Annotated in this window: 20 protein-coding genes; 15 read left to right on the top strand and 5 right to left on the bottom strand. The window is 71.3% G+C overall.

All coding sequences use genetic code 11. The annotated features are described in order from the left end of the window. The first annotated feature begins 17 nt into the window (after window positions 1-17). The 11 genes from nuoE (at window position 18) to recQ (ending at window position 15,375) form a co-directional block, all read left to right on the top strand. The gene (gene nuoE / locus ACIQMU_RS09855; RefSeq protein WP_352242958.1) at window positions 18-842 is read left to right on the top strand and encodes an NADH-quinone oxidoreductase subunit NuoE; all 825 of its coding nucleotides are present in this window, start codon (window positions 18-20) and stop codon (window positions 840-842) included. Further along, on the top strand, window positions 842-2,221 hold the full coding sequence (gene nuoF / locus ACIQMU_RS09850) for an NADH-quinone oxidoreductase subunit NuoF (RefSeq protein ID WP_352242881.1): 1,380 nt from the start codon (window positions 842-844) through the stop codon (window positions 2,219-2,221). Before nuoE ends, nuoF begins: the two co-directional genes overlap by 1 nt. Further along, the gene (locus ACIQMU_RS09845; RefSeq protein WP_352242880.1) at window positions 2,218-4,728 is read left to right on the top strand and encodes an NADH-quinone oxidoreductase subunit G; all 2,511 of its coding nucleotides are present in this window, start codon (window positions 2,218-2,220) and stop codon (window positions 4,726-4,728) included. Before nuoF ends, ACIQMU_RS09845 begins: the two co-directional genes overlap by 4 nt. Continuing rightward, the gene (gene nuoH / locus ACIQMU_RS09840) at window positions 4,725-6,128 is read left to right on the top strand and encodes an NADH-quinone oxidoreductase subunit NuoH (protein ID WP_352242879.1); all 1,404 of its coding nucleotides are present in this window, start codon (window positions 4,725-4,727) and stop codon (window positions 6,126-6,128) included. The genes ACIQMU_RS09845 and nuoH overlap by 4 nt, the downstream gene beginning before the upstream one ends. Continuing rightward, window positions 6,121-6,807 (top strand): NADH-quinone oxidoreductase subunit NuoI, encoded by a 687-nt coding sequence (gene nuoI, locus ACIQMU_RS09835; protein ID WP_402688607.1) that lies wholly within the window; start codon window positions 6,121-6,123, stop codon window positions 6,805-6,807. Before nuoH ends, nuoI begins: the two co-directional genes overlap by 8 nt. Next, on the top strand, window positions 6,804-7,670 hold the full coding sequence (locus ACIQMU_RS09830; protein ID WP_352242877.1) for an NADH-quinone oxidoreductase subunit J: 867 nt from the start codon (window positions 6,804-6,806) through the stop codon (window positions 7,668-7,670). The genes nuoI and ACIQMU_RS09830 overlap by 4 nt, the downstream gene beginning before the upstream one ends. Continuing rightward, on the top strand, window positions 7,667-7,966 hold the full coding sequence (gene nuoK, locus ACIQMU_RS09825; protein ID WP_018960446.1) for an NADH-quinone oxidoreductase subunit NuoK: 300 nt from the start codon (window positions 7,667-7,669) through the stop codon (window positions 7,964-7,966). Before ACIQMU_RS09830 ends, nuoK begins: the two co-directional genes overlap by 4 nt. Window positions 7,967-7,978: 12 nt before the next feature. Further along, a complete protein-coding gene (gene nuoL / locus ACIQMU_RS09820) occupies window positions 7,979-9,874 on the top strand; it encodes an NADH-quinone oxidoreductase subunit L (RefSeq protein ID WP_402688606.1) in 1,896 nt (631 codons plus the stop codon). Window positions 9,875-9,878: 4 nt separating this feature from the next. Next, on the top strand, window positions 9,879-11,450 hold the full coding sequence (locus ACIQMU_RS09815) for an NADH-quinone oxidoreductase subunit M (RefSeq protein ID WP_402688605.1): 1,572 nt from the start codon (window positions 9,879-9,881) through the stop codon (window positions 11,448-11,450). After that, window positions 11,447-13,111: an NADH-quinone oxidoreductase subunit NuoN gene (gene nuoN / locus ACIQMU_RS09810; RefSeq protein WP_352242874.1), complete on the top strand. Its 1,665-nt coding sequence runs from the start codon at window positions 11,447-11,449 to the stop codon at window positions 13,109-13,111. The genes ACIQMU_RS09815 and nuoN overlap by 4 nt, the downstream gene beginning before the upstream one ends. A gap of 164 nt (window positions 13,112-13,275) precedes the next feature. Next, a complete protein-coding gene (gene recQ, locus ACIQMU_RS09805; RefSeq protein ID WP_402688604.1) occupies window positions 13,276-15,375 on the top strand; it encodes a DNA helicase RecQ in 2,100 nt (699 codons plus the stop codon). Between the two features lie 27 nt (window positions 15,376-15,402). Here the strand turns inward: recQ and ACIQMU_RS09800 are convergent, their stop codons facing one another. From ACIQMU_RS09800 to ACIQMU_RS09780, 5 genes are all read right to left on the bottom strand, one after another. Beyond that, window positions 15,403-16,011, bottom strand: a complete 609-nt coding sequence (locus tag ACIQMU_RS09800) for a Uma2 family endonuclease (protein WP_352242957.1) — start codon at window positions 16,009-16,011, stop codon at window positions 15,403-15,405. Between the two features lie 123 nt (window positions 16,012-16,134). Further along, a complete protein-coding gene (locus ACIQMU_RS09795; protein WP_352242872.1) occupies window positions 16,135-16,824 on the bottom strand; it encodes a GPP34 family phosphoprotein in 690 nt (229 codons plus the stop codon). Beyond that, entirely contained in the window at window positions 16,821-18,050 is a 1,230-nt protein-coding gene (gene fahA, locus ACIQMU_RS09790) for a fumarylacetoacetase (protein WP_352242871.1), read from the bottom strand. Before fahA ends, ACIQMU_RS09795 begins: the two co-directional genes overlap by 4 nt. A 154-nt stretch (window positions 18,051-18,204) precedes the next feature. Next, window positions 18,205-20,199 (bottom strand): CocE/NonD family hydrolase, encoded by a 1,995-nt coding sequence (locus tag ACIQMU_RS09785; protein ID WP_356729435.1) that lies wholly within the window; start codon window positions 20,197-20,199, stop codon window positions 18,205-18,207. 41 nt (window positions 20,200-20,240) lie between these two features. Beyond that, the gene (locus ACIQMU_RS09780) at window positions 20,241-21,740 is read right to left on the bottom strand and encodes a peptide MFS transporter (protein ID WP_352242869.1); all 1,500 of its coding nucleotides are present in this window, start codon (window positions 21,738-21,740) and stop codon (window positions 20,241-20,243) included. A gap of 159 nt (window positions 21,741-21,899) precedes the next feature. On the opposite strand from ACIQMU_RS09780, the gene ACIQMU_RS09775 reads away from it, so the two are divergent. The 4 genes from ACIQMU_RS09775 (at window position 21,900) to ACIQMU_RS09760 (ending at window position 26,486) form a co-directional block, all read left to right on the top strand. Then, window positions 21,900-22,910 (top strand): polyprenyl synthetase family protein, encoded by a 1,011-nt coding sequence (locus ACIQMU_RS09775; RefSeq protein ID WP_402688603.1) that lies wholly within the window; start codon window positions 21,900-21,902, stop codon window positions 22,908-22,910. Window positions 22,911-23,241: 331 nt separating this feature from the next. Continuing rightward, window positions 23,242-24,477 (top strand): outer membrane lipoprotein carrier protein LolA, encoded by a 1,236-nt coding sequence (locus ACIQMU_RS09770; protein WP_402688602.1) that lies wholly within the window; start codon window positions 23,242-23,244, stop codon window positions 24,475-24,477. A 124-nt stretch (window positions 24,478-24,601) separates the two neighbouring features. Continuing rightward, window positions 24,602-25,600, top strand: coding sequence for an ABC transporter ATP-binding protein (locus ACIQMU_RS09765; protein WP_402688601.1), 999 nt, complete (start codon window positions 24,602-24,604; stop codon window positions 25,598-25,600). Beyond that, complete coding sequence (locus tag ACIQMU_RS09760; protein ID WP_402688600.1) at window positions 25,587-26,486, top strand: ABC transporter permease; 900 nt, start codon at window positions 25,587-25,589, stop codon at window positions 26,484-26,486. Before ACIQMU_RS09765 ends, ACIQMU_RS09760 begins: the two co-directional genes overlap by 14 nt. The last annotated feature ends 40 nt before the right edge of the window (window positions 26,487-26,526 follow it).

Raw genomic sequence — 26,526 nt, 5'->3', positions numbered from 1 at the left:
AGGACGTCAGTCTGGGGATGCCGCAGCTCCCCGCCACCCCCTACCCGGCCGAGGTGCGCGCCCGGCTCGACGCGGACGCGAAGGAGGTGCTCGCCCGCTACCCCGGCAGCCGTTCCGCCCTCCTGCCGCTGCTGCACCTCGTGCAGTCCGAGGAGGGATACGTCTCCCGTACGGGCATGGCCTTCTGCGCCGAGACGCTCGACCTCACCACCGCCGAGGTCACCGCCGTCGCGACCTTCTACTCCATGTACCGGCGGCGGGCCGGCGGCGACTACCAGGTCGGCGTCTGCACCAACACCCTCTGTGCGGTCATGGGCGGCGACGCCATCTTCGACACGCTCAAGGAGCACCTCGGCGTCGGCAACAACGAGACCACCGAGGACGGCAAGGTCACCCTCGAACACATCGAGTGCAACGCCGCCTGCGACTTCGCGCCCGTCGTGATGGTCAACTGGGAGTTCTTCGACAACCAGACGCCCCAGAGCGCCACGCAGCTCGTCGACGACCTGATCGCCGGCCGGACCGTGGAGCCCACCCGCGGCGCACCGCTCTGCTCGTACAAGGACACCGCCCGCATCCTGGCCGGCTTCCCCGACGAGCGCCCCGGCGCCGTCGAGGCGACCGGCGGCGCCGGCCCCGCCTCCCTCGTCGGGCTGAAGCTCGCCAAGGGCGAGGCGCCCCCCAAGGCGCGCGTGGTCTCCCCGCGCGCCGGACAGCCCCGGGAAGCGCAGCCGCACGACCCTTCGCCGTCCGAGCACCTCAGCTCGCACGACGCACCGCAGAAGACCTCGGCCTCCGACCCGGAGCACCCGGCCGGGCCCGTCGCCGAGGAGGGGGAGTGATGACCTTGGCCGCCGAGATCGACCACAACGGGACGAGCCCCGACAAGCTGCTCGCACCCGTCCTCTCCGCCTTCTGGGACCAGCCGGAATCCTGGACGCTGGACACCTACCGCCGCCACGAGGGCTACGAAGGGCTGCGCAAGGCCCTGGCCATGGACCCCGACGACCTGATCGCGTACGTCAAGGACTCCGGTCTGCGCGGACGCGGCGGCGCGGGCTTCCCCACCGGGATGAAGTGGCAGTTCATCCCGCAGGGCGACGGCAAACCGCACTATCTCGTCGTCAACGCCGACGAGTCGGAGCCGGGGACCTGCAAGGACATCCCCCTCCTCTTCGCGAACCCGCACAGCCTCATCGAGGGCATCGTGATCGCCTGTTACGCGATCCGTTCGTCGCACGCGTTCATCTATCTGCGGGGTGAGGTCGTCCCCGTGCTGCGACGCCTGCACGAGGCCGTACGAGAGGCGTACGAGGCGGGCTATCTGGGGACGGACATCCTGGGCTCGGGACTCGATCTCGAACTCACGGTGCACGCGGGCGCCGGTGCGTATATCTGCGGTGAGGAAACCGCGCTGCTCGACTCTCTCGAAGGACGACGCGGCCAGCCCCGGCTGCGACCCCCCTTCCCCGCGGTCGCCGGTCTGTACGCCTGCCCCACTGTGGTGAACAACGTCGAGTCCATCGCCTCGGTTCCCGCGATCCTGAACAAGGGCAAGGACTGGTTCAAGTCGATGGGCAGCGAGAAGTCCCCGGGCTTCACGCTCTACTCGCTCAGCGGCCATGTCACCAGCCCCGGCCAGTACGAGGCCCCGCTCGGCATCACCCTGCGCCAGCTGCTCGACATGAGCGGCGGCATCCGGGCCGGACACCGCCTGAAGTTCTGGACCCCGGGCGGCTCCTCCACCCCGATGTTCACCGAGGAGCACCTCGACGTCCCCCTCGACTACGAGGGCGTCGGCGCCGCCGGGTCCATGCTCGGCACCAAGGCGCTCCAGTGCTTCGACGAGACGACCTGCGTCGTGCGGGCCGTCACCCGCTGGACCGAGTTCTACGCCCACGAGTCCTGCGGCAAGTGCACACCCTGCCGCGAAGGAACCTACTGGCTGGTCCAGTTGCTCCGCGACATCGAGGCCGGCAAGGGCGAGATGGCCGACCTCGACAAGCTCAACGACATCGCCGACAACATCAACGGCAAGTCGTTCTGCGCGCTCGGCGACGGCGCCGCCTCGCCGATCTTCTCCTCGCTCAAGTACTTCCGCGAGGAGTACGAGCAGCACATCACGGGCAAGGGCTGCCCCTTCGATCCCGCCCGGTCCACGGCCTGGGCCGACGACAAGAACACCGACGGCAAGAACGCTCACCGGGGGGTGAACGCATGACAGTCACCACGAGTGCGCCCTCCGGGGGCGGCGAGGCGGCCATCCCGCCCGAGGACCTGGTCACGCTGACCATCGACGGCATCGAGATCAGCGTCCCCAAGGGGACCCTGGTCATCCGCGCCGCCGAACTCCTCGGCATCGAGATCCCGCGCTTCTGCGACCACCCGCTCCTCGACCCCGCCGGCGCCTGCCGCCAGTGCATCGTCGAGGTCGAGGGCCAGCGCAAGCCGATGGCCTCCTGCACCATCACCTGCACCGACGGCATGGTCGTCAAGTCGCAGATCACCTCTCCTGTCGCCGAGAAGGCGCAGAAGGGCGTGATGGAGCTGCTGCTGATCAACCACCCGCTGGACTGCCCCGTCTGCGACAAGGGCGGCGAGTGCCCGCTCCAGAACCAGGCGATGTCGCACGGCGGCGCCGACTCCCGCTTCGAGGGCAGGAAGCGGACGTTCGAGAAGCCCGTCCCGATCTCCACCCAGGTGCTGCTGGACCGCGAGCGGTGCGTGCTCTGCGCGCGCTGCACCCGGTTCTCCAACCAGGTGGCGGGCGACCCGATGATCGAGCTGATCGAGCGCGGCGCGCTCCAGCAGGTCGGCACCGGCGAGGGCGACCCCTTCGAGTCGTACTTCTCCGGCAACACCATCCAGATCTGCCCGGTCGGCGCGCTGACCTCCGCGGCGTACCGCTTCCGCTCCCGCCCCTTCGACCTGGTCTCCACCCCCTCGGTGTGCGAGCAGTGCGCGGGCGGCTGCTCGACCCGGACCGACCACCGGCGCGGCAAGGTCATGCGACGCCTCGCGTCCAACGACCCCGAGGTCAACGAGGAGTGGCTCTGCGACAAGGGGCGGTTCGGCTTCCGCTACGCCCAGCAGCGCGACCGGCTCACCACCCCGCTGGTCCGCAACGCCGAAGGCGTCCTGGAGCCGGCGAGCTGGCCCGAGGCGCTGGAAGCGGCGGCGGCCGGACTCCTCGCCGCCCGCGGCCGTACCGGCGTCCTGACCGGCGGCCGGCTGACCGTCGAGGACGCCTACGCCTACAGCAAGTTCGCCCGGGTCGCCCTCGGCACCAACGACGTCGACTTCCGCTCCCGGGTCCACAGCGCCGAGGAGGCCGACTTCCTGGCCGCCCGGGTCGCCGGACGCGGCCGGGACCTGGACGGCGAGGGGGTCACGTACACCGCGCTGGAGAAGGCCCCGGCGGTCCTGCTCGTCGGGTTCGAGTCCGAGGAGGAGGCGCCCGGCGTCTTCCTGCGGCTGCGCAAGGCCCACCGCAAGAACGGCCAGCGGACCTTCGCGCTCGCCTCGCACGCCACCCGGGGCCTGGTGAAGGCGGGCGGCACCCTGCTGCCCGCCGCCCCCGGCACCGAGACCGAGTGGCTGGACGCGCTCGCGGGCGGCATCGGCCTGGAGGCCGAAGGGTCGGCCGCCGCCGAGGCGCTCCGCGCCGAGCACTCCCTGATCATCGTCGGTGAACGGCTCGCCGGAGTGCCCGGCGCACTGTCCGCCGCCGTCCGCACCGCCACCGCCACCGGCGCACGCCTGGTGTGGATTCCGCGCCGGGCCGGCGACCGGGGCGCGGTGGAGGCGGGCGCGCTCCCCACCCTGCTGCCCGGCGGCCGCCCGGCCACCGACCCGCGGGCCCGCGAGGAGGTCGCCGAGCTGTGGCGGGTGGCCGAACTGCCCACCCGCCACGGCCGCGACACCGGCCAGATCGTCGAGGCCGCGGCCACCGGCGAGCTGGGCGCGCTGCTCGTCGCCGGGGTCGGCGTCGAGGACCTGCCCGACCCGAACCGCGCCCTCCAGGCGCTGAACGAGGTCGGCTTCCTGGTCTCGCTGGAACTGCGGCCGAGCGCGGTCACCGCCCGGGCGGACGTGGTCTTCCCGGTAGCCGCCGTCGCGGAGAAGTCCGGCACCTTCCTCAACTGGGAGGGCCGGGCCCGGATGTTCCAGGCGGCGCTGAAGCCCGAACAGCTGCCCCGGACGCTCGCGCCGACGGACTCCCGGGTGCTGCACATGCTGGCGGACGCCATGGACGTGCACTTCGCCCTGCCGGACCTGACCGCCGCCCGCCGCGAGCTGGACCGGCTCGGCGGCTGGGAGGGCGGCCGTGCGGACGACCCGCGTGAGAGCGCGCAGCCGCTGCCCCGGCCCGGCGACGGCGAGGCGGTCCTCGCGGGCCACCGGATGCTGCTCGACCTGGGCCGGCTCCAGGAGGGCGACACCGCCCTCGCCGGAACCCGGCACGCGGCGCTCGCCCGGCTCTCGGCCGCCACCGCGGCCGAGACCGGCGTCAAGGACGGCGACCTGCTCGCCGTCACCGGACCCGCCGGCACCGTCGAACTGCCCCTCGCGGTCACCGACATGCCGGACCGGGTGGTCTGGGTGCCGCTGAACTCGGTCGGGCGCGGCATCCCCGCCGACACCGGCGCGAACCCCGGCGGCCTGGTGCGGATCGGTCCCGCCGCCGTACCGGGTGCTCCCGTCGAACCATCGGAGGTACGAGCGTGACTGGCCTCGCCGCACTCACGACGGCGCCCGAGCGCGTCGTCCTCGCCGCCGAGGATCTCTCGATGTTCGGCACCGACCCCTGGTGGCTCGTCGTCATCAAGGCGGTCTTCTGCTTCGCGTTCCTGATGCTGATCGTGCTGTTCTCCATCGTGTGGGAGCGCAAGGTCGTCGCCTGGATGCAGCTGCGCGTCGGCCCCAACCGGCACGGCCCCTGGGGGCTGCTCCAGTCACTGGCCGACGGCATCAAGCTGATGCTGAAGGAAGACGTGATCGTCAAGCGCGCGGACAAGGCGGTCTACGTCATCGCGCCCGTCCTCGCCGCGATCCCCGCCTTCATGGCGATCGCGGTGATCCCCTTCGGCCCGTCGGGCAACGAGGTCTCCATCTTCGGACAGCGCACCACGATGCAGCTGACCGACCTCCCGATCGCCGCGCTCTACATCCTCGCCGTCGGCGCGGTCGGGGTGTACGGCTTCGTCCTCGGCGGCTGGTCCTCGGGCTCGACGTACCCCCTGCTCGGCGGAATCCGGTCGTCCGCCCAGATGATCTCGTACGAGATCGCCATGGGTGCGGCCTTCGCCTCGGTCTTCCTCTACTCCGGGTCGATGTCCACCTCGACCATCGTGGAGGCCCAGGCGGACCGCTGGTACATCATGCTGCTGCCGGTCTCGTTCATCATCTACATGGTGACGATGGTCGGTGAGGCCAGCCGGGCGCCGTTCGACATGCCGGAGTCCGAGGGCGACCTCGTCGGCGGATTCAACACCGAGTACAGCTCCATCAAGTTCGCGATGTTCATGCTCGCCGAGTACATCCACATGGTGACCGTGTCGATGATCGCGGTGACGCTGTTCCTCGGCGGCTGGAGGGCCCCGTACCCGGTCTCCGCCTTCTGGGAGGGCGCGAACCACGGCTGGTGGCCGATGCTCTGGTTCTTCCTGAAGCTCCAGGTGCTGATCTTCTTCTTCATCTGGCTGCGCGGCACGCTTCCCCGCGTCCGCTACGACCAGTTGATGAAGCTGGGCTGGAAGGTCCTCATCCCGGTCTCGGTGGTGTGGCTGATGCTCGTCGCCACCGTCCGGGCGCTGCGGAACGAGGGGTACGACTTCTCGCGGATCGTGCTGTACGTGGGCGCGGCCGTGATCACGATCCTGCTGATCTCCTTCGTCGTCGACATGTTCCGCGACCGCAGGTCCCGGGCCGAGGAGGAGGCCGCCGGGCCCGAGCCCGCCTTCGACCCGATGGCGGGCGGGTTCCCGGTGCCCCCGCTGCCCGGACAGACGCTGCCGCCCGTGCCCAGGCGCGTCCCACGACGGGAACGGGAGCTCGTTGTCAGTGGCGGGGCGGATACTCAGAGTGACGGAAACGCGAGTGACGGAAAGGAGGCCGGCGGTGTCTGAGAAACCAGAGCTCACGGGCTCATCGGGATCCGCCGAGTCCTCGGGGGACTCGGGGGAGAAGTTCCAGAACCCGGTGGCCGGCTTCGGCGTGACCTTCAAGGCCATGTTCAAGAAGCGGCTCACCGAGCAGTATCCGGAGACGCCGAAGGTGACGGCGCCCCGCTTCCACGGCCGCCACCAGCTCAACCGGCACCCGGACGGCCTGGAGAAGTGCGTCGGCTGCGAGCTGTGCGCCTGGGCCTGCCCGGCGGACGCCATCTACGTCGAAGGCGCGGACAACACCGACGAGGAGCGCTACTCCCCGGGCGAACGCTACGGCCGCGTCTACCAGATCAACTACGCGCGCTGCATCCTGTGCGGACTCTGCATCGAGGCGTGCCCCACCCGGGCGCTGACCATGACGAACGAGTTCGAGCTGGCCAACACCACCCGCGAGAGCCTCATCTACACCAAGGACGAGCTGCTCGCGGGCCTGGAGGAAGGCATGGTCGACAGCCCGCACGCGATCTTCCCAGGCATGGACGAACAGGACTACTACCGGGGCGTGGTCACCGAGGCCGCGCACGGCACGGTCCGTCAGACGGCCGTGTCCAAGGGCGAGACCGCCGAGGGCGACGAGGACCCCATCGAGTCCACCCGGGCCTCCGACGCCCGGCAGGACAAGGGGGTGGGGGCGTGAACTCCCTGGCCGCGGCCACCACCACCTCGACCGGCGAGGCCGTCCAGTTCTGGATCCTGGGCACCGTCGCCGTGATCGGCGCGCTCTCCACGGTGCTGATGAAGAAGTCCGTGCACAGCGCCCTGTCGCTCGCCGGGACCATGATCATCCTCGCCGTGTTCTACCTCGCCAACGGCGCGTACTTCCTCGGCATCGTCCAGATCGTCGTCTACACCGGCGCGATCATGATGCTGTTCCTCTTCGTCGTCATGCTCGTCGGCGTCACCGCGGCGGACTCCCTGAAGGAGACCCTCAAGGGGCAGCGCTGGCTGGCCCTGGGGTGCGCCCTCGGATTCGCCGTGCTGCTGATCGCCGGCATCGGCAACGCCTCCCTGAGCACCTTCAACGGACTGGGCGCGGCCAACGCCCGGCACGGAGGCAACGTCGAGGGCATCGCCAACCTCATCTTCACCAAGTACGTCTTCGCCTTCGAGATCACCGGCGCGCTGCTGATCACCGCGACCGTCGGCGCGATGGTGCTCACCCACCGCGAGCGCACCGAGCGGGCCAAGACGCAGCGGGAGATGTCCGAGGAGCGCGTGCGCGGCAAGCACCTCCCGCCGCTCCCCGCCCCCGGCGTCTACGCCCGGCACAACGCCGTGGACATCCCCGGCCTGCTCCCCGACGGCACGCCGTCCGAGCTCACCGTCATGCAGACCCTGCGCGAGCGCGGTCAGATCCGTGACGTCTCGCGGCAGTCACTCGCCGATCTCAAGGCCCTGGAGCAGCGCTCCGGGGAGCGGCTGGGACGTGAGGACGCGGACGCCGTGGCGCGCGGAGCGGACGCCGCACCCGCGGCGGAGAACACGGAGGCCGCCAAGTGAACCCGGTCAACTACCTCTACCTCGCGGCCCTGCTCTTCGCGATCGGCGCCTCCGGGGTGCTGATCAGGCGGAACACGATCGTGCTGTTCATGTGCGTCGAGCTGATGCTCAACGCGTGCAATCTGGCGCTCGTCACGTTCTCCCGGATGCACGGCAACCTCGACGGGCAGATCGTCGCGTTCTTCACGATGGTCGTCGCCGCCGCGGAAGTCGTCGTCGGACTCGCGATCATCGTGTCGCTGTTCCGCTCCCGCCACTCGGCCTCGGTCGACGACGCCAGCCTGATGAAGCTGTAAGGGGTCGGAAACGTGGAGAACCTGATTGCGCTGCTCGTCGCGGCGCCCCTGCTCGGAGCCGCGGTCCTGCTCTGCGGCGGCCGCCGGCTGGACCGGACCGGCCACTGGCTCGGAACCCTGCTCGCCGGCGCCTCGTTCGTCGTCGGACTCATTCTGTTCACCGACATGCTGGGGAAGGGCGCGGAGGACCGGGCCCTGCACCAGCACCTGTTCAGCTGGATTCCGGTGGAGGGCTTCCAGGCCGACATCGCCTTCCAGCTCGACCAGTTGTCGATGACGTTCGTCCTGCTCATCACGGGTGTGGGCACCCTGATCCACATCTACTCCATCGGCTACATGGAGCACGACGAGCGCAGGCGCCGCTTCTTCGGCTATCTCAACCTGTTCCTCGCGGCGATGCTCATCCTCGTCATCGCCGACAACTACCTGCTGCTGTACGTCGGGTGGGAGGGCGTCGGTCTGGCGTCGTTCCTGCTCATCGGCTTCTGGCAGCACAAGCCCACCGCGGCCACCGCGGCGAAAAAGGCATTCCTGGTCAACCGGGTCGGCGACATGGGCCTGTCGATCGCCATCATGCTGATGTTCACCACCTTCGGCACCTTCGCCTTCGGGCCGGTGCTGGAGTCGGCGGGCGAGACGAGCCAGGGCAAGCTGACCGCCATCGGGCTGATGCTGCTGCTGGCCGCCTGCGGCAAGTCGGCCCAGGTGCCGCTGCAGTCCTGGCTCGGCGACGCGATGGAGGGCCCGACCCCGGTCTCCGCCCTCATCCACGCCGCGACCATGGTCACCGCCGGCGTCTATCTCATCGTCCGCTCCGGCGCGATCTTCAACGCCGCCCCGGACGCGCAGCTGGTCGTCGTCATCGTCGGCGCGGTCACGCTGATCTTCGGTGCGATCGTCGGTTGCGCGAAGGACGACATCAAGAAGGCCCTCGCCGGGTCCACGATGTCGCAGATCGGCTACATGATCCTGGCCGCGGGCCTCGGCCCCATCGGCTACATCTTCGCGATCATGCACCTGGTGACGCACGGCTTCTTCAAGGCCGGGCTCTTCCTCGGCGCGGGCTCCGTCATGCACGGCATGAACGACGAGGTCGACATGCGCAAGTACGGCGGCCTGCGGAAGTACATGCCGGTCACCTTCGTCACCTTCGGCCTCGGCTATCTGGCCATCATCGGCTTCCCTGGCCTGTCCGGCTTCTTCTCCAAGGACAAGATCATCGAGGCGGCGTTCGCCAAGGGCGGCACCGAGGGCTGGATCCTCGGCTCCGTGGCCCTGCTGGGCGCCGCGATCACCGCGTTCTACATGACCCGCGTGATGCTGATGACCTTCTTCGGCGAGAAGCGCTGGCAGCCCGACGCCGAAGGCCGCGAGCCGCACCCGCACGAGTCCCCGAAGTCGATGACGGTCCCGATGGTCGTGCTGGCCTTCGGCTCGGTCTTCGCCGGCGGGTTCTTCGCCATCGGCGACCGGTTCATCAACTGGCTGGAGCCCGTGACCGGTTACGACCACGGGCACGCCCCGCTGAGCGCGGCCACGGTCACCGGAGCCACCGTGGTGGCCCTGGTCATCGGCGTCGGGACCGCCTGGGCGATGTACGGGCGCAAGCCCGTCCCGGTCGTGGCCCCGCGCGGCTCGGTCCTCACCCGGGCCGCCCGCCGCGATCTCCTCCAGGACGACTTCAACCACGTGGTCCTGGTCCGCGGCGGCGAGCACCTCACCCGCTCGCTGGTCTACGTGGACCACTCCCTGGTCGACGGCGTCGTCAACGGCACGGCCGCCTCGGTCGGCGGGCTGTCCGGCCGGCTGCGCAAGCTGCAGAACGGCTACGCCCGCACCTACGCGGTCTCGATGTTCGGCGGTACGGCGGTCGTCATCGCCGCGACCCTGCTGATGAGGGCGGTCTGATCACATGTCCTTTCCCCTCCTGACCGCGACGGCGGCGCTCCCGGCGATCGGCGCCATCGCCACCGCCGCCGTCCCCGCCGCGCGGCGCACCGCGGCCAAATGGCTCGCGCTGCTCTTCTCGCTCGGCACGCTCGTCCTGGCGGCCGTCGTCTTCCTCCGCTTCGAACCGGGCGGCGACCGCTACCAGCTCACCGAGTCCCGTTCCTGGATCGCCGACTTCGGCGTCCGCTACGAACTGGGCGTGGACGGCATCGGGGTGGCGCTCCTCGGCCTCACCGCGCTGCTGATCCCGTTCGTCGTCGTCGCGGGCTGGCACGACGCCGATCCCCAGGAGACGAAGTCCTCTCGCTGGCGTCCGACACAGGGCTTCTTCGCCCTGATCCTCATGGTCGAGGCCATGGTGATCCTGTCGTTCGTCGCCACCGACGTCTTCCTCTTCTACATCCTGTTCGAAGCCATGCTCATCCCGATGTACTTCCTCATCGGCGGCTTCGGCGACCGGGCCCACGCGGGCACCGACGAGAACGCCGCGACCCAGCGTTCCTACGCGGCGGTCAAGTTCCTCCTCTACAACCTGGCCGGCGGCCTGATCATGCTGGCCGCCGTCATCGGGCTGTACGTGGTCGCGGGCAGCTTCTCGCTCTCCGAGATCGCCGAGGCCCGCGCCAACGGCTCCCTGGAGATGGCGACCAGCACCGAGCGGTGGCTCTTCCTCGGGTTCTTCCTCGCCTTCGCGATCAAGGCCCCGCTGTGGCCGCTGCACACCTGGCTCCCCAACGCGATGGGCGAGGCGACCGCCCCGGTCGCCGTGCTGATCACCGCGATCGTCGACAAGGTCGGCACCTTCGCGATGCTCCGCTTCTGCCTCGGGCTCTTCCCGGAGGCCAGCAAGTGGGCGACCCCGGTGGTCATCGCCCTGGCGCTCGTCTCCATCGTGTACGGGGCGCTGCTCGCGGTCGGCCAGCGCGACATCAAGCGGCTCATCGCCTACGCCTCGATCTCGCACTTCGGCTTCATCATCCTGGGCATCTTCGCGATGACCAGCCAGGGCCAGTCGGGCGCCACGCTCTACATGGTCAACCACGGAATCTCGACGGCCGCGCTGCTGCTGGTCGCCGGATTCCTCATCACCCGGCGCGGATCACGGCTCATCGCGGACTACGGCGGGGTGCAGAAGGTCGCCCCCGTGCTGGCCGGGACGTTCCTCATCGGCGGGCTCGCCACCCTGTCGCTGCCCGGACTCGCCCCGTTCGTCAGTGAGTTCCTGGTCCTCGTCGGCACGTTCAGCGCGTATCCGGTGGCCGGTGTCATCGCCACCTCCGGCATCGTGCTCGCCGCGCTCTACGTCCTGGTCCTCTACCAGCGCACGATGACCGGCCCGGTGAAGGAATCGGTCCGCGGGATGCCGGACCTCAGGGCCCGGGAGCTGGCGGTCGCCCTTCCGCTGATCGCCGTGCTGATCTTCCTGGGCGTCTTCCCGAAGCCGCTCACCGAGGTCGTCAACCCGGCGGTGGAGCACACCATGTCCGACGTACAGAAGAAGGACCCCCAGCCCGAGGTGGAGGCCGCCAAGTGAGCGCAACAGCTGTCCACAGTCTGTGGACGACGGCGAGCGGGGTGACATCGGCGGCACCGGGCAGTTCCTTCACGGCGCCCGAGATCGAGTACACCCAGCTGATGCCGGTCCTGATCATCGTGGGCGCCGCCGTCCTGGGCATCCTGGTGGAGGCGTTCGTGCCGCGCCGGGCCCGCTACCACACCCAGCTCTTCCTGACCGTGGTGGCGGTCGCCGCCTCGTTCGCCGCGATCGTCGGCCTCGCGGCCGGAGGATACGGCACCACGAAGGCCCAGATCGCGGCCATGGGCGCCATCGCGATCGACGGTCCCACCCTGTTCCTCCAGGGCACCATTCTGCTGGTCGCCATGGTGGCGGTGTTCACCTTCGCCGAGCGGCGGCTGGACCCCACCGCCCACGGCAACCGGGTCGACTCCTTCGCCGCCCAGGCCGGAGCCGTACCGGGCGGTGAGGGCGAGAAGGCCGCGGTCCGGGCCGGCTTCGCCACGACCGAGGTCTTCCCGCTGCTCCTGTTCTCCGTGGCGGGCCTGCTGGTCTTCCCGGCGGCCAACGACCTGCTGACCCTGTTCATCGCGCTGGAGGTCTTCTCCCTCCCGCTCTACCTCCTGTGCGCCGTGGCCCGCCGCAAGCGGCTGCTGTCGCAGGAAGCCGCCGTGAAGTACTTCCTGCTCGGCGCGTTCTCCTCGGCGTTCTTCCTCTTCGGGATCGCCCTCCTCTACGGCTACGCGGGCTCCCTCGCCTACGCCGACATCGCCAATGTCGTCGACGGCTCGGTCCTGGAGATCGACCCGGCACTCGCCGACACCATGGGCAACGACGCGCTGCTGCTCATCGGCGGGGCGATGATCCTGGTCGGCCTGCTCTTCAAGGTCGGTGCGATCCCGTTCCACATGTGGACTCCGGACGTCTACCAGGGCGCCCCGACCCCGGTGACCGGCTTCATGGCCGCGGCCACGAAGGTCGCCGCGTTCGGCGCGATGCTGCGCCTGCTGTACGTGGCGCTGCCCGGCCTCACCTGGGACCTGCGCCCGGTCATGTGGTCGGTGGCCATCGTCACGATGCTGGGCGGCGCGATCGTCGCGATCACCCAGACCGACATCAAGCGGCTGCTGGCCTACTCCTCGATCGCGCACGCGGGCTTCATCCTCGCGGGCGTCATCGCGGCCAGCCCGGAGGGGATCTCCTCGGTCCTCTTCTACCTGCTGGCCTACTCCTTCGTGACGGTCGGCGCGTTCGCCGTCGTCACGCTGGTGCGCGACGCGGGCGGCGAGGCCACCCACCTGTCGAAGTGGGCCGGGCTCGGCCGCCGCTCGCCGCTGGTCGCGGCGGTCTTCGCGGTGTTCCTGCTGGCCTTCGCGGGTATCCCGCTGACCTCCGGCTTCGCCGGGAAGTTCGCTGTCTTCAAGGCGGCTGCCGAGGGCGGCGCGGCCCCGCTCGTCATCGTCGGGGTGCTCTCCTCGGCCGTCGCGGCGTTCTTCTACATCCGGGTGATCGTCCTGATGTTCTTCAGCGAGCCGAAGGCGGACGGCCCCACGGTCGCCGTCCCGTCCCCGCTGACCATGACGACGATCGCGGTCGGTGTGGCCGTCACCCTGGTGCTGGGCCTGGCCCCGCAGTACTTCCTGGACCTGGCGAGCCAGGCGGGAGTGTTCGTGCGGTAGCCCGCGCGGAGCCCCGCAGTATGCACGGCAGCAGCGCCGGACGGTCCGATATCCACAGGACCGTCCGGCGCTGTCGTAGGAGCCGCCTATCGTGGTCGGGGACGGGACAGACAGGACAGGGCCGGGACGCGCGGACCTCGGGGGACAGAGCATTGGGTGTGACCATGGATGTGACCGGGACGGTGACCGACACCGAAACCGACGCCGACACCGAAACCGACGCCGACACCGACACGGGCGGCGAGAGCGAGGCGCGGCGGACGCTGCACCGCGTCTTCGGCTACGAGTCGTTCCGTGGCGAGCAGGGCGCGGTCATCGAGCATGTGGTGGCGGGCGGCGACGCGGTCGTGCTCATGCCCACCGGCGGCGGAAAGTCCCTCTGCTACCAGATCCCGTCCCTGGTCCGCCGGGGCACCGGTGTCGTGGTCTCGCCGCTGATCGCCCTCATGCAGGACCAGGTCGACGCCCTGCGCGCGCTCGGCGTCCGGGCCGGCTTCATGAACTCCACGCAGGACTTCGACGAGCGCCGCTCGATGGAGGCCCAGTTCCTCGCGGGCGAGCTGGACGTGCTCTACCTCGCGCCCGAGCGGCTCCGCCTGGACTCCACCCTCTCCCTGCTGGCCCGGGGCGAGATCTCCGTCTTCGCGATCGACGAGGCGCACTGCGTCGCCCAGTGGGGCCACGACTTCCGCCCCGACTATCTGGCCCTGTCCGTGCTCGGCGAGCGCTGGCCGGACGTTCCGCGCATCGCCCTGACGGCGACCGCGACCCATGCCACGCACGAGGAGATCACCCGCCGGCTCGGCATGCCGGACGCGAAGCACTTCGTCGCGAGCTTCGACCGGCCGAACATCCAGTACCGGATCGTGCCGAAGTCCGAGCCCAAGAAGCAGCTGCTCTCCTTCCTCAAGGAGGAGCACGCCGGGGACGCGGGCATCGTCTACTGCCTCTCCCGTAACTCCACCGAGAAGATCGCCGAGTACCTCTGCCGCAACGGCGTCGAGGCCGTGCCGTACCACGCGGGCCTGGACGCCGCCACGCGCGCCACCCACCAGGCGCGCTTCCTCCGGGAGGAGGGGCTCGTCGTCGTCGCGACGATCGCGTTCGGCATGGGCATCGACAAGCCGGACGTCCGCTTCGTGGCCCACGTCGACCTTCCCAAGTCCGTCGAGGGGTACTACCAGGAGACCGGCCGCGCGGGCCGTGACGGGGAGCCGTCGACGGCCTGGATGGCGTACGGACTCCAGGACGTCGTCCAGCAGCGCAAGCTCATCCAGGGCGGCGAGGGCGACGAGGCGTTCCGCCGCCGGGCCGCCTCCCATCTGGACTCGATGCTGGCCCTGTGCGAGACGGTCCAGTGCCGCCGGGCCCAGCTGCTGACCTACTTCGGCCAGGAGCCCACGGCCCCCGCCTGCGGCAACTGCGACACCTGCCTCGTCCCGCCGGAGACCTGGGACGGCACGGTCGTCTCGCAGAAGCTGCTCTCCACGGTGGTGCGGCTGAAGCGCGAGCGGAACCAGAAGTTCGGCGCGGGCCAGATCATCGACATCCTGCTGGGCCGCAAGACCGCCAAGGTCATCCAGTTCGACCACGACCAGCTCTCCGTCTTCGGCATCGGCGAGGAGCTGGCCGAGGCGGAGTGGCGCGGTGTGGTGCGCCAGCTGCTGGCCCAGGGGCTGCTCGCCGTCGAGGGGGAGTACGGCACGCTGGTCCTCACGGAGGAGAGCGCGACGGTCCTGGGCCGGGAGCGGGACGTGCTGCTCCGCAAGGAGCCCAAGAAGCCCACGACCCGTTCGTCCTCGTCCTCCGGCGGAGCCAAGGGCAAGGCGGCCGCCGCGGACCTCCCCGAGTCCGCCGTCCCGGTCTTCGAGGCGCTGCGCGCCTGGCGCGGGGCCACGGCGAAGGAGCAGGGCGTCCCGGCGTACGTCATCTTCCACGACGCGACCCTGCGCGAGATCGCGACCCTGCACCCCTCCTCCCTCGCGGAGCTGGGCGGCGTCAGCGGCCTGGGCGAGAAGAAGCTGGCGACCTACGGGGAGGGCGTGCTGGAGGTCCTGGCGCAGACGTCTGGAGACGCGGCACCGGCGTCCCCGGAGGCACTGGCTCCCGCCGCCCCGGCCGCGTCGCCCGCCGCCGCTCCCACGGCCTCCGTGCCCGCCTCACGTCCGGCGGCCCCGGTTCGCGCCAAGGCCCCGGTCGCCCCGGCCCCGCAGCACGGCGACCCCGAGTTCGCCTGGGACGAGGAACCGCCCGAGTACGAGTGACACGCGTACCGGGCGGAGGCGGCGGACCTATCCCAGGTCCGCCGCCCGGCGGCGGGGCGTGATCGCGGTGAGGTCCAGGTCGACGGGGAAGGGCACCGCGACCTTCATCCGGTCGTGGAAGATCCCCGTCGAGGTGTACGCACCGGTGGCCGGCTCCCGCTCGAAGACGTACACCACGGCATGCCCGTCGTGGTTCTCCACCCGCCAGTAGTGGGGGATCGTGGCGCGGGCGTATTTCACGGGCTTGGTCTCCCGGTCGCGAGACCGGGATTGCGGGGAGACGACCTCGATGGCGAGGCGCACCGACTCGGCGGGGAACCGGGTCTGGCTCGGGTCCTGGATGATGTCACCGTCGATGACGATCACATCGGGCTCGGGCCGGTTGTAGCGGTCGATGTCGATGGTGAACTCGCGCACGACCTCCAGCTCGGGCGGAGCCAGGGACTGTAGCTGCCAGTTGAAGAAGTCGACTGCTCGTGAATGGAACAGGGTCTGCGGACTCACGAAAACGAGGCTCCCGTCGATCAGCTCCGTGTGCGGAGGCAGATTCGGGAGTGTGTCCAGGTCATCGGCGGTCCAGCCGCCCTCGGGCGGGACCGCCCACCGCGGCTCGGATGCCTCGGGTTCGACGCTCATCATTGCTCCCATGGGGAGAGTCTCGCGGGCCCGACCAGCGTATCCGCCGGGAACCGGATGAGGCTCCCCCGAACGTGTGCACGCCTCCCGCGCCGCTGGCCGGGCCCCCTCCCGGCCCATCCCCTAGTCCCCGCCGCCCCCTCCGCAGCCGCCGCTCTCTCCGCCCCCGCCGCTCCAGCCGTCGCCGGACTCGTTCTGCTTCACGTTGTGGTGGACGGCCACGGCGGTCCACTCGGAGCGGCGCATGACCTTCATGACCGTCCGGCCCGTGCGGCCGAGGCGGGTGAGTTCCCCGGCGAGGCCGATCGCCGAGACCAGGGCGGCCAGCACCCGGTCGCGGTGGTCCGGGTACCCCGCCGCCTCGGCCGCCGTGAACCGGTGGAGGACCCCCCGCGCCAGGTCCGGCACGCCAGGGAAGTGGCGGTGGTACGGGAAGACGCCGAGGAAGCGGCGGGTCTCCCGGGACAGGACGGCGCGTTCGACCAGCAAGTCCAGGTACTTCTCCTGTACGTGCCGGTCGTGGTCACCCACCCAGCGCCGGGCGCGGACCCCCGGGCGGCGGCCCTTGGCCGGCGGGTCCAGGGTCCGGAGCAGGGCGGCGAGGAGCGGGTCGGCCGGGTCCAGCGGGTTCACCACCTGGACCCGGCCGCGCTCCTCCCGTATCCGCCCCTGGATCTCCAGCTCCGCGAGGACGGCCCCGGCGGTCCCGTACGCCAGATCGCGGGCGTTGCAGGTCGGCTTGCCCCGCTCCGGGTCCAGGGCGAGCAGGATCAGTTCCTCGGGCAGCGTCAGCGCGCGGGCTTCAGGCGTCATGGCGCGGTGACGATCCTGCCGGTCACGTCGCCGAGGCCCACGCGGGTGCCGTGCGGGCCGGGGGCCCAGGCGGTCAGGGTGACCGTGTCGCCGTCCTCCAGGAACGTCCGCTTGCCCTCGGGCAGCTCCAGCGCGTCGCGGCCGTTCCAGGTGAGCTCCAGGAGCGAGCCGCGCTGGGCGGGCTCGGGGCCGCTGACGGTGCCGGAGCCGTACAGGTCGCCGGTGCGCAGCGAGGCGCCGTTCACCGTCATGTGGGCGAGCTGCTGGGCGGCCGTCCAGTACATCGAGGCGAACGGCGGCTCGGCGACCACCTGGCCGTTGATCTCGACGCTGATCCGGATGTCGAAGCCGCCCGGCTCCTCGTCCTCCGCGTCGTCGAGGTAGGGGAGGAGCGGGAAGTCGCGGGCCGGGGGCGCGGTGCGGGCGGCGTCCAGGGCCTCCAGCGGGGTGACCCAGGCGGAGACGGAGGTGGCGAAGGACTTGCCGAGGAACGGGCCGAGCGGCACGTACTCCCATGCCTGGAGGTCGCGGGCGGACCAGTCGTTGAGGAGCGAGAGCCCGAAGACGTGCTCGCGGAAGTCGGCCAGCGGCACCGGAGTGCCGTGCGCGGAGGGGACGCCGACGACGAAGCCGACCTCAGCCTCGATGTCCAGCTTCACCGATGGCCCGAAGACGGGAGCCGGGTCGGCGGGGGCCTTGCGCTGGCCGCTGGGGCGCACCACGTCCGTGCCCGAGACCACGACGGTGCCGGAGCGGCCGTGGTAGCCGATCGGCAGATGCTTCCAGTTGGGGGTCAGCGCGTCGCCGTTCGGCCGGAAGATCTTTCCGACGTTGGTGGCGTGGTGCTCGCTGGCGTAGAAGTCGACGTAGTCGGCGACCTCGTACGGCAGGTGCAGGGTCACCGCGTGCACCGGGTGCAGCAGCGGCTCGATGTCCGCGCGGTGGGCGGGGACGGTCAGCCAGGCGGTGAGCGCGCGGCGCACGTCCCGCCAGGCGGTGCGGCCCGCCGCGAGCAGCGGCGTCAGGGTCGGCTGCGCCAGCAGGCCCGCGTAGGGGGAGCCCAGCGCGTGGGCGGCGGCCCCGGCGTCCAGGACGTGGTCGCCGATGCGGACGCCGACCCGCCGGTCGTCGGGGCGGTCGGGGGTGGAGAACACACCGTACGGAAGGTTGTGGGGGCCGAAGGGGTCGCCCTCGGCCAGATCGAGCGGGCTGCTCTGCTCGGGCATGTGGGTGCTGCCTCGCTTTCCAGGTCGCGTGGAGGACACGTTACGTCGGTGCTCCTACCCAGCGGCAGTGCCCTGACTGTCCCCAACTGCGCACATTGCCCGGAAAGTTCGCCCGACCCCCCGGATGCCCCGGGGGGCGGGGCGGGCGGGCCGCTCAGCCCGCCGTGCGCGGGATGCGCTTCTCCCAGGTGCGGTGGAAGACGATCTCCTCGCCGTCCTTGCAGATCGCCTCGTTGGAGGTGATGAAGTCGTGGTCGTCGGCGGCGATCTCGGAGCGGGTCTCGATCGTGACGTCCCAGGCCGCCTCCGGGCGGTGCAACCGGATCCGCCAGTCGGAGCGGGTCCGCGCGGAGAGCGGGTCGTCCTGCTGGATCGTGTACGTCTCCAGGGCGTCCTCGGTGAATTCGAGGCCGTCGGGATAGACCCGCGTACCGCCGTAGCGGGGGTCCACCTCCAGCCGCCATTCGCCCTTGGCCACATCGCGGACGACGAGGCGTTCGGGGCGCGGCTCCTCCAGGCTGACCGGGTGGACCACGCCGAGCGGTTCGGACTGCTCGGGCTCCCCGAAGACGATCGCCGGGTCCTCGGTGTGGCGGCGCACCGGCAGTTCGACCAGGCTGCCGTCGGCGTCCAGGGTGAAGCCCGCCGAGCCGGCCTGCGGCCAGATCCAGGGCCAGTACGAGGAGGAGACGGCGAGCCGGATGCGGTGGCCGGGCGGGAAGGTGTGCCCGATGCCGTTGAGGTCGAAGACCACGTCCTCGGTCTCGCCCGGGACCCAGTCGTCGGCGCGGTCGCGGCCGTGCCGGGCGGCGAGGTTGAGGACCCCCCGGGTGACCAGGGTGGAGGAGCCGTCGGGCGCGACGTCGCAGAGGCGGGCGATGGCCTGGCCGCGGGTCGCGTCCATCCGGATGCGGAGCTTCACCCGGGGGCGGCCGAGGATCTCGATCGGCGCCTCCTCGACGGGGAATTCGAACGACACCGACTTCGCGTCCTCGTCCCGCTGATCCGGCGGCAGGTCCGCGTCGTTGCCGAACGGGAAGAAGCGGCCCGCGTCCAGGCCGGTCTGCTGCGGCGAGGCGACGATCCGCTCACCGCCCTGGAGGGCGTACGCCACCGGGGAGACGTTCTCCGAGGGCCAGCTCGCGTCCCCGACCCAGCGGCCGGGCAGTGTCTCGTACACCGTGGCGGGCGGGTGCGAGCCGCTGATCCAGGACCGCAGCAGCGGCTCCCGCATCACGCCCGTCTCCTTGCCCTTGAGGTGCTGGTCCCACCAGCGCAGCGTCTCCTGGAGGAAGCCGATCGCGGGCCCCGGCGGCAGCCCCCGGTCCGGGTACTGGTGCGACCAGGGGCCGATCAGCCCGCGCACCCGCTCCGGGTCGAGGTGCTCCACGAGCCGCAGGACCGTGTCGCGGTAGGGGTCGTGCCAGCCGCCCACGGCCAGGACGTTCGCCTTGATCGCGCCGTAGTCCTCGCAGACGCTGCCGTGCCTCCAGTAGGCGTCGCGGCTCTGGTGGGCGAGCCAGGTGTGGATGAAGGGGTCGACGGACTCCAGCCGCTTCAGCCACATCTCCTTCCAGTCGTCGCCGACCTGGGCCGGGTCGGGCGGCCGGCAGACGAAGGCGAGCATGGTGGCGGCCCAGGCGTGCATGTCCACGGCGAGGACGGAGCCGCCCATGTAGTGGACGTCGTTGTCGTAGCGGTCGTCCGCCGAGCAGACGGTGACGACCGCCTTCAGCGGCTCGGGGGCGAGCGCGGCGATCTGGAGCGAGTTGAAACCGCCCCAGGAGATGCCGAACATCCCCACGCGGCCGGAGCACCACTCCTGCTGGGCCAGCCAGTGGATGACGGCGACCCCGTCCTCCAGTTCCTGCGCGTCGTACTCGTCGCCCGGCAGCCCCTCGCTGTTGCCGTGGCCCCGCACGTCGACCCGTACGGAGGCGTAGCCGTGGCCCGCGTACCAGGGGTGGCGCTGCCAGTCCCGGGGCGCGGTCCAGTCGCTCAGCCGGTAGGGCAGGTACTCCAGCAGTGCCGGGACCGGTTCGTCGGTCAGCGGGCGCCAGATCCGGGCGTAGAGCCGGGTGCCGTCGGACAGCGGGATGTACACGTCCTCGCGGGTGCTCTCGTACGGGAACTCGGTCGTGATGTTCATGGGTCACCTCGGTGGGGGACGGGGACGCCTCTGCGGGGCCGCTAGTGGACGGGGTGCATCGTGCGCCGCAGCCAGGGGGTGGCGACGATCATCGCCACACCGGCCGCGACGGCGATCGCACCGTTGACGCCGAAGTAGGCGGGGTTGGAGACCTCGCCGTACAGCTTCACGATCTGGGACTGGATGCCGTTGGCCAGGGCGAGCGAGAGGAACCACAGGGCCATCGTCTGGCTGGCGAACGCCTTCGGGGCGAGCTTGGTGGTGGCGGACATGCCGGAGGTCTCCAGCAGGATGTCGCCGAGCCCGAGCAGCAGGTACGAGCCGACGATCCACCAGGCGGCCATGCGGTACACGTCGTCCCCGTGCCCGGAGGTCGGCAGGACCATCAGCAGGAAGGAGAGCCCGCCGAGGATCACCCCGAACGCGATCTTGTTGGAGGCGTGCGGCTGGCGGGGGCCCATCTTCGCCCAGACCGCGGCGACGACGGGGGCGAGGGCGACCTCGAAGGCGCCCAGCGCGGAGGCGTACCAGCTGGCCGGGAAGGTGAAGCCGAGGATCTCGGTCCGGGCGTTCGTCGACGCCAGGAGCATCATCGTCGAGTACGCCTGGAAGAGGATGAAGTTGAAGACGACGGACCCCAGGAACAGCACGACGTACGGGCGCAGCCTGCCGCGTTCCTCGGCGGTGACCCGGGGGGAGCGGAACATCACCGTGAAGTAGGCGATCGGGGCGATCACCGAGATGACGGTCAGGACGTCGACGAAGCGGTCCATCGTCAGCCAGCCCGCCAGGGCCAGCAGCGTGGCGACGACGGCGACCGCCACGGCCCCGCCGACGATGAGCCGGACGGCCCGGCGCATCGCCTCGGGGGCCAGCGCGAACTCGGCGGCGTGCTTGCGTCCGGCCAGGTGACGGCGGCCCGCGACGTACTGGATCAGGCCGAGGGTCATGCCGATCGCGGCGGCGGAGAAGCCCCAGTGCCAGCTCGCGTGGTCGCCCAGCCAGCCGGTGATCAGCGGGCCGGCGAAGGCCCCGACGTTGATGCCCATGTAGTAGAGGGCGAAGCCGGCGTCGCGCCGCTCGTCCTCGGTGCGGTAGAGCTTGCCGACCATGGAGGCCACATTGGGCTTGAGCAGGCCCGTTCCGGCGCTGATCAGACCGAGGCCGACCCAGGTCATGGCGTCGGTGGGAACGGCCATGCAGTAGTGCCCGCAGGCGATGAGGATTCCGCCGTACAGCACGGCCCGGTAGGAGCCGAGGATGCGGTCGGCCAGCCAGCCGCCCGCCACGGACACCAGGTAGACCAGTGTCCCGTAGGCGGCGGAGACGGAGGCGGCGGTGCCGGGGTCCATGTCCATGCCGCCGTCTCTCACCGTGTCGGCGAAGAACAGCACCAGGATGGCCTGCATGCCCAGGAACGAGAACCGCTCCCAGACCTCCAGGCCGGACAGGGTCATCAGGCCCCGTGGCTGGCCGAAGAAGGCGTGGTCGTCCTCGGGAGGGGGCTGGGTCGGCTCGGTGGCGGCCGTGCTGTGGGACAAAACGGGGACTCCTGATCGTATGAGCTGATCCCGAACATACCGGCGGCGGCGGGAAGCCGCCCACGGTGATCCACAGGGGACCGGATACGCTGAAGTCGATTCGAGACTCAGCGACACATCGACATTGCGTGTGATCGTCAGCAGACAGGAGATGCCCTCGTGACCGTCGTCGGGCCGTTCGGACTGCACGTGCGGGACCAGGCTCTTGAGGCCGATGTCCAGTCGGGCCTGGCCGCTGTCGAGGCGGGGCTGCTCGAAGCCACCAAGAGCGATGTGCCCTTCATCACGGACGCCGCCCAGCACCTGGTGCGGGCGGGGGGCAAGCGGTTCCGCCCCCTGCTGGTCATGCTCGCGTCACAGTTTGGCGATCCCGGTGCGCCGGGAGTCGTCCCCTCGGCGGTCGTCGTCGAGCTGACCCACCTGGCCACGCTGTACCACGACGACGTGATGGACGAGGCCGACGTGCGGCGCGGGGTGCCCAGCGCCAACACCCGCTGGGGCAACTCCGTCGCCGTCCTCACCGGCGACTTCCTCTTCGCCCGCGCCTCCCACATCCTGGCCGACCTCGGCCCCGAGGCCGTCCGCATCCAGGCGGAGGCGTTCGAACGGCTCGTCACCGGCCAGATCCTGGAGACGGCGGGCCCGCGCGACGGCCGCGACCCGGTCGACCACTACCTGGACGTCCTCAGCGGCAAGACCGGCTCGCTGGTCGCCGTGTCCGGCCGGTTCGGCGCGTTGATGTCCGGCGCCGACGAGCGGACCGTGGACGTCCTCACCCAGTACGGGGAGCGGCTCGGCATCGCCTTCCAGCTCGCCGACGACGTCCTCGACATCGCCTCCGACTCCCACGAGTCCGGCAAGACCCCCGGCACCGACCTGCGCGAGGGCATCCCGACGCTTCCGGTCCTGCGGCTGCGCGCCCAGGCGGCGGCCGACGGCAAGCCCGACGACCTGGAGCTCGTCGAGCTGCTCGACGGCGACCTCAGCGACGACGACGCCCTGACCGAGGTGCTGCGCCGGCTGCGCGCCCACCCGGCGCTGGAGCGGGCCCGCCAGGACACCGTGCACTACGCCCAGGCGGCGCGCGCCACGCTCGCGCCGCTGCCCGAGGGGTACGCGAAGTCCGCGCTGGAGGAGCTGTGCGACGCCGTGGTGCACCGCGCGGGCTGATCCCCCCGGCGGCGGCGCCGGCCGCTCCGCGGTCCCGCCGCGCCGTACGCCCGGCGTGCGGTGTCCCCGAGGTGTCGCGTCCGTGACGTGAGCGCCGTGGCCCTGATGCGACGTCATGCGGCAGGGGGGAGACCCCTACTGGATGCCCCGCCCCCTCCGCCCGGCTGTCATACCGGAGAGGTAGGCGGAGTTGATCCCCCGGGCTGACGCCCGGAGCCGCCCCGTTTGGTCAGATGGATACCACCACTCCTGACCACATCGGGTGAGAATGGCGGCAGGGGAGTGGACGAGCAACCGGACGGAAGCCGCCGACCACGGAGGTAGGGCACACATGGCACCGAACGACAGCGCAGAGACCACCGGCGAGGCCGCGGGCACGGTGGGCCGCCGGAAGGCGGCGCGCTACATCGTCCCCGTCGCGGTCGCGGGGGTGGCGGCCGCGACGATCGGACTCGTCCCGGCGCTCGCGAGCACCGGCGACCCGGACCTTCCGAAGATCAGCGCGCAGGAACTGATCGAGAGGATCGCCGCCTCCGACGAGGAGCAGCTCTCCGGCACGTTCAAGATCAGCACCGACCTGGGCCTGCCCCTCGACGGGCTGGCGGGCTCGCTCGCACCCGCCGCCGGCGAGAGGGACGGCGGCGCGGCGGCCCCGCAGGACAAGCTCATGGAGCTGACGTCCGGCACGCACACGCTGCGGGTGGCCGCCGACGGCCCGGAGCGGCAGAAGCTCTCCATCCTCGGGGAGGCGTCCGAGTACAGCGTCATCCACAACCAGGGCGAGGTCTGGGCGTACGACAGCACGTCCGACGAGGTCTACCACGCCGAGGCCCCCGAGGGCCGGGACGGCGGCGACCGCACCGGGAAGGCTCCGGAGATCCCCGAGGGCGCTCCGGCCACCCCGAAGGACTTCGCCGAGCAGGCGCTCGCGGCGGCCGGGGACACCACCTCGGTCACCGTGGGCGGCACGGCGCGGGTCGCCGGGCGGGACGCCTACCAGCTGGTGATCAAGCCGAAGCAGTCCGGCTCGACGATCGGTTCGGTCCGCATCGCCGTGGACGCCGAGAACGGCGTACCGCTGAAGTTCACCCTGTCCGCCGCGAGCGGCGGCAAGGCCGTGGTCGACGCCGGCTTCACCAAGGTCGACTTCTCCAAGCCCGCCGCCTCCACGTTCGCCTTCACGCCGCCCAAGGGCGCCAAGGTGACCGAGGCCGACGAGCTGGGGACCGGCGAGGGCGAGCACGGCGCGGCGCAGAAGGCGCTCCCCGGACCGCTGGCCGAGCTGGACGGCTTCGAGGGCGCCAACGTCATCGGCGAGGGCTGGACCTCGATCGCCGAGATCAAGGTCCCCGGCGGCACGGGCCTCCCCGCGGCAGGCTCGGGCGACATCCCGGCCGAGGCGCAGGGCTTCCTCGACGCGCTGGGCGACAAGGTCACCGGGAAGTTCGGTTCGGGCACGGTCTTCAAGACGCGCCTGGTCAACGCCCTGCTGACGGACGACGGCTCGGTGTACGTCGGAGCGGTGACGAAGGACGCGCTGGTGCGCGCCGCCGACGCCGCCGAGTAGGACACGGAAGGCCGCCCGCTGTGCCGGGCGGCCGGTACCGGACACCCCGCCCCGTCGCACCCCGTGCGGCGGGGCGGTGGCACCGCGCGGGTGCGCCGCCGCGGACGGGAGAGGCACGACCGGGATGACGACGACGGGGACGACGGACCTGGAGGGCGCGGTGGGTGCGCAGGGCGCGGAAGGCACGAGTCCGGTCATCCGCACCAGGGGCCTGACCAAACGCTACCGGGGCGGGCAGCTCGCCGTGGACGGCCTCGACCTGACCGTGCCCGCCGGCAGCGTCTTCGGATTCCTCGGCCCCAACGGCTCCGGGAAGACCACCACGATCCGGCTGCTGATGGGGCTCATCGACCCGACGTCCGGCACCGCCGAGGTGCTGGGCCGCCCGATGCCGGCGGCCGCGCGTACGGTGCTGCCGGACGTCGGAGCGCTGATCGAGGGGCCCGCGCTGTACGGCTTCCTGAACGGCCGGGACAACCTCCTGCGGTACGACCGGGCCGACCCCACCGCCGATCCGCGCACCCGCCGGACCCGCGTCGAGGCGGCCCTGGCTCGGGTCGGGCTCGCCGCCGCCTCCGGGAAGAAGGCCAAGGCGTACTCGCTCGGAATGAAGCAGCGCCTCGGCCTCGCCGCCGCCCTGCTCCGGCCGCGCCGGCTGCTGGTCCTGGACGAGCCGACCAACGGCCTCGACCCGCAGGGGATGCGGGAGATCCGTTCCCTGGTCCGTGAGCTGGCGGCCGAGGGCACCACGGTGTTCCTCTCCTCCCACCTGCTGGACGAGATCGAGCAGGTCTGCACGCACGCCGCCGTGATGGCCCGGGGCCGGCTCATCGTCCAGGGCCCGGTCGCCGACCTCGCCGCAGGCGCCCGCGGCCGGCTCGCCGTCACCACCCCCGACCCCGAGGACGCCGCCCGCGTCCTCCGGGAGCGGGGGCTCACCGGCCTGAGCGCCGACGGCGACCGGCTCACCGCCGACGCCCCGCCCGCCGCCGTCGATCTCGCCGACCTCAACGCGGCGTTGGTGGCGGACGGGGTGCGGGTGCGGTCCTTCGGCGTCGAGCGGGGCTCGCTGGAGGACGCCTTCGTCGCACTCACGGGAGAGGGATTCGATGTCGCAGGCTGAGAGGGCCACGCCGCCGGGGAGCGCGGTGGCCCGCCCACGCGGCCCGTGGTGGACGCTGGGCCTGCTGCGGTCCGAGATCACCACCCTGCTCCGCCGCCACCGGACCTTCGCCCTGCTCGGCGTCCTCGCCGCCGTGCCCGCCCTCATCGGGATCGCGGTCCGGATCGAGACGGGCGGCGGCGGTGGCGGAGCGGGCGGGCCGGACGGCGGGGCCGGGCCGGCGTTCCTCGCCCAGGTCACCAACAACGGCCTCTTCCTCGTCTTCGCCGCCCTCGCCGCGACGCTCCCGGTGTTCCTGCCGATGGCCGTCGGGGTCGTCGCGGGTGACGCGGTCGCGGGCGAGGCGAGCGGCGGAACCCTGCGCTATCTGCTGGTCGCCCCGGCGGGCCGGACCCGGCTGCTGCTCGTGAAGTACGCCTCCGTCCTCGCCTTCTGCCTGGTCGCGACCCTCGCCGTGGCGGCGTCGGCACTGGCGGTGGGCGCCCTGCTGTTCCCGGTGGGGGAGGTCACCACGATCTCCGGGACCCGGATCGGCGTCGGAGAGGGTCTGGTGCGGGCGGCCCTGACGGCGTTGGCCGTCGCGGTGTCCCTGACCGGGTTCGCCGCGCTCGGACTGTTCGTCTCGACGCTCACCGGCAGCGGGATCGGGGCGATGGCGGCCACCGTCGGGCTGCTGATCACGGTGCAGATCGTGGACAGCATCCCGCAGCTGAGCGGCGTGCACCCCTACCTGTTCGCGCACTACTGGATGTCGTTCGCCGACATCCTGCGCGAACCCGTCCACTGGGACGACCTGATCAAGAACTTCCAGCTTCAGGGGCTGTACGTCGCGGTGTTCGGCTCGGCGGCCTGGGCCCGTTTCACGACCAAGGACATCACCGCCTGATCCCGTCGGGGCGTCTCCCTGGCTGGATCGGATCGGCGGG

Source organism: Streptomyces sp. NPDC091649, from assembly GCF_044756785.1.
In the GTDB taxonomy this organism is placed as follows: domain Bacteria; phylum Actinomycetota; class Actinomycetes; order Streptomycetales; family Streptomycetaceae; genus Streptomyces.
The sequence above is the reverse complement of the archived record's forward strand: the minus strand, read 5'-3'. Positions and strand labels throughout refer to the sequence as shown.

What these genes read in the sequence shown, in the direction of transcription:
- nuoE (WP_352242958.1), top strand. Translation starts at nt 18, where the DNA reads ATGCCGCAGCTCCCCGCCACCCCCTACCCGGCCGAGGTGCGCGCCCGG.
- nuoF (WP_352242881.1), top strand. Translation starts at nt 842, where the DNA reads ATGACCTTGGCCGCCGAGATCGACCACAACGGGACGAGCCCCGACAAG.
- ACIQMU_RS09845 (WP_352242880.1), top strand. Translation starts at nt 2,218, where the DNA reads ATGACAGTCACCACGAGTGCGCCCTCCGGGGGCGGCGAGGCGGCCATC.
- ACIQMU_RS09815 (WP_402688605.1), top strand. Translation starts at nt 9,879, where the DNA reads ATGTCCTTTCCCCTCCTGACCGCGACGGCGGCGCTCCCGGCGATCGGC.
- recQ (WP_402688604.1), top strand. Translation starts at nt 13,276, where the DNA reads ATGGATGTGACCGGGACGGTGACCGACACCGAAACCGACGCCGACACC.
- ACIQMU_RS09800 (WP_352242957.1), bottom strand. Translation starts at nt 16,011, where the DNA reads ATGAGCGTCGAACCCGAGGCATCCGAGCCGCGGTGGGCGGTCCCGCCC.
- ACIQMU_RS09795 (WP_352242872.1), bottom strand. Translation starts at nt 16,824, where the DNA reads ATGACGCCTGAAGCCCGCGCGCTGACGCTGCCCGAGGAACTGATCCTG.
- fahA (WP_352242871.1), bottom strand. Translation starts at nt 18,050, where the DNA reads ATGCCCGAGCAGAGCAGCCCGCTCGATCTGGCCGAGGGCGACCCCTTC.
- ACIQMU_RS09785 (WP_356729435.1), bottom strand. Translation starts at nt 20,199, where the DNA reads ATGAACATCACGACCGAGTTCCCGTACGAGAGCACCCGCGAGGACGTG.
- ACIQMU_RS09770 (WP_402688602.1), top strand. Translation starts at nt 23,242, where the DNA reads ATGGCACCGAACGACAGCGCAGAGACCACCGGCGAGGCCGCGGGCACG.
- ACIQMU_RS09765 (WP_402688601.1), top strand. Translation starts at nt 24,602, where the DNA reads ATGACGACGACGGGGACGACGGACCTGGAGGGCGCGGTGGGTGCGCAG.
- ACIQMU_RS09760 (WP_402688600.1), top strand. Translation starts at nt 25,587, where the DNA reads ATGTCGCAGGCTGAGAGGGCCACGCCGCCGGGGAGCGCGGTGGCCCGC.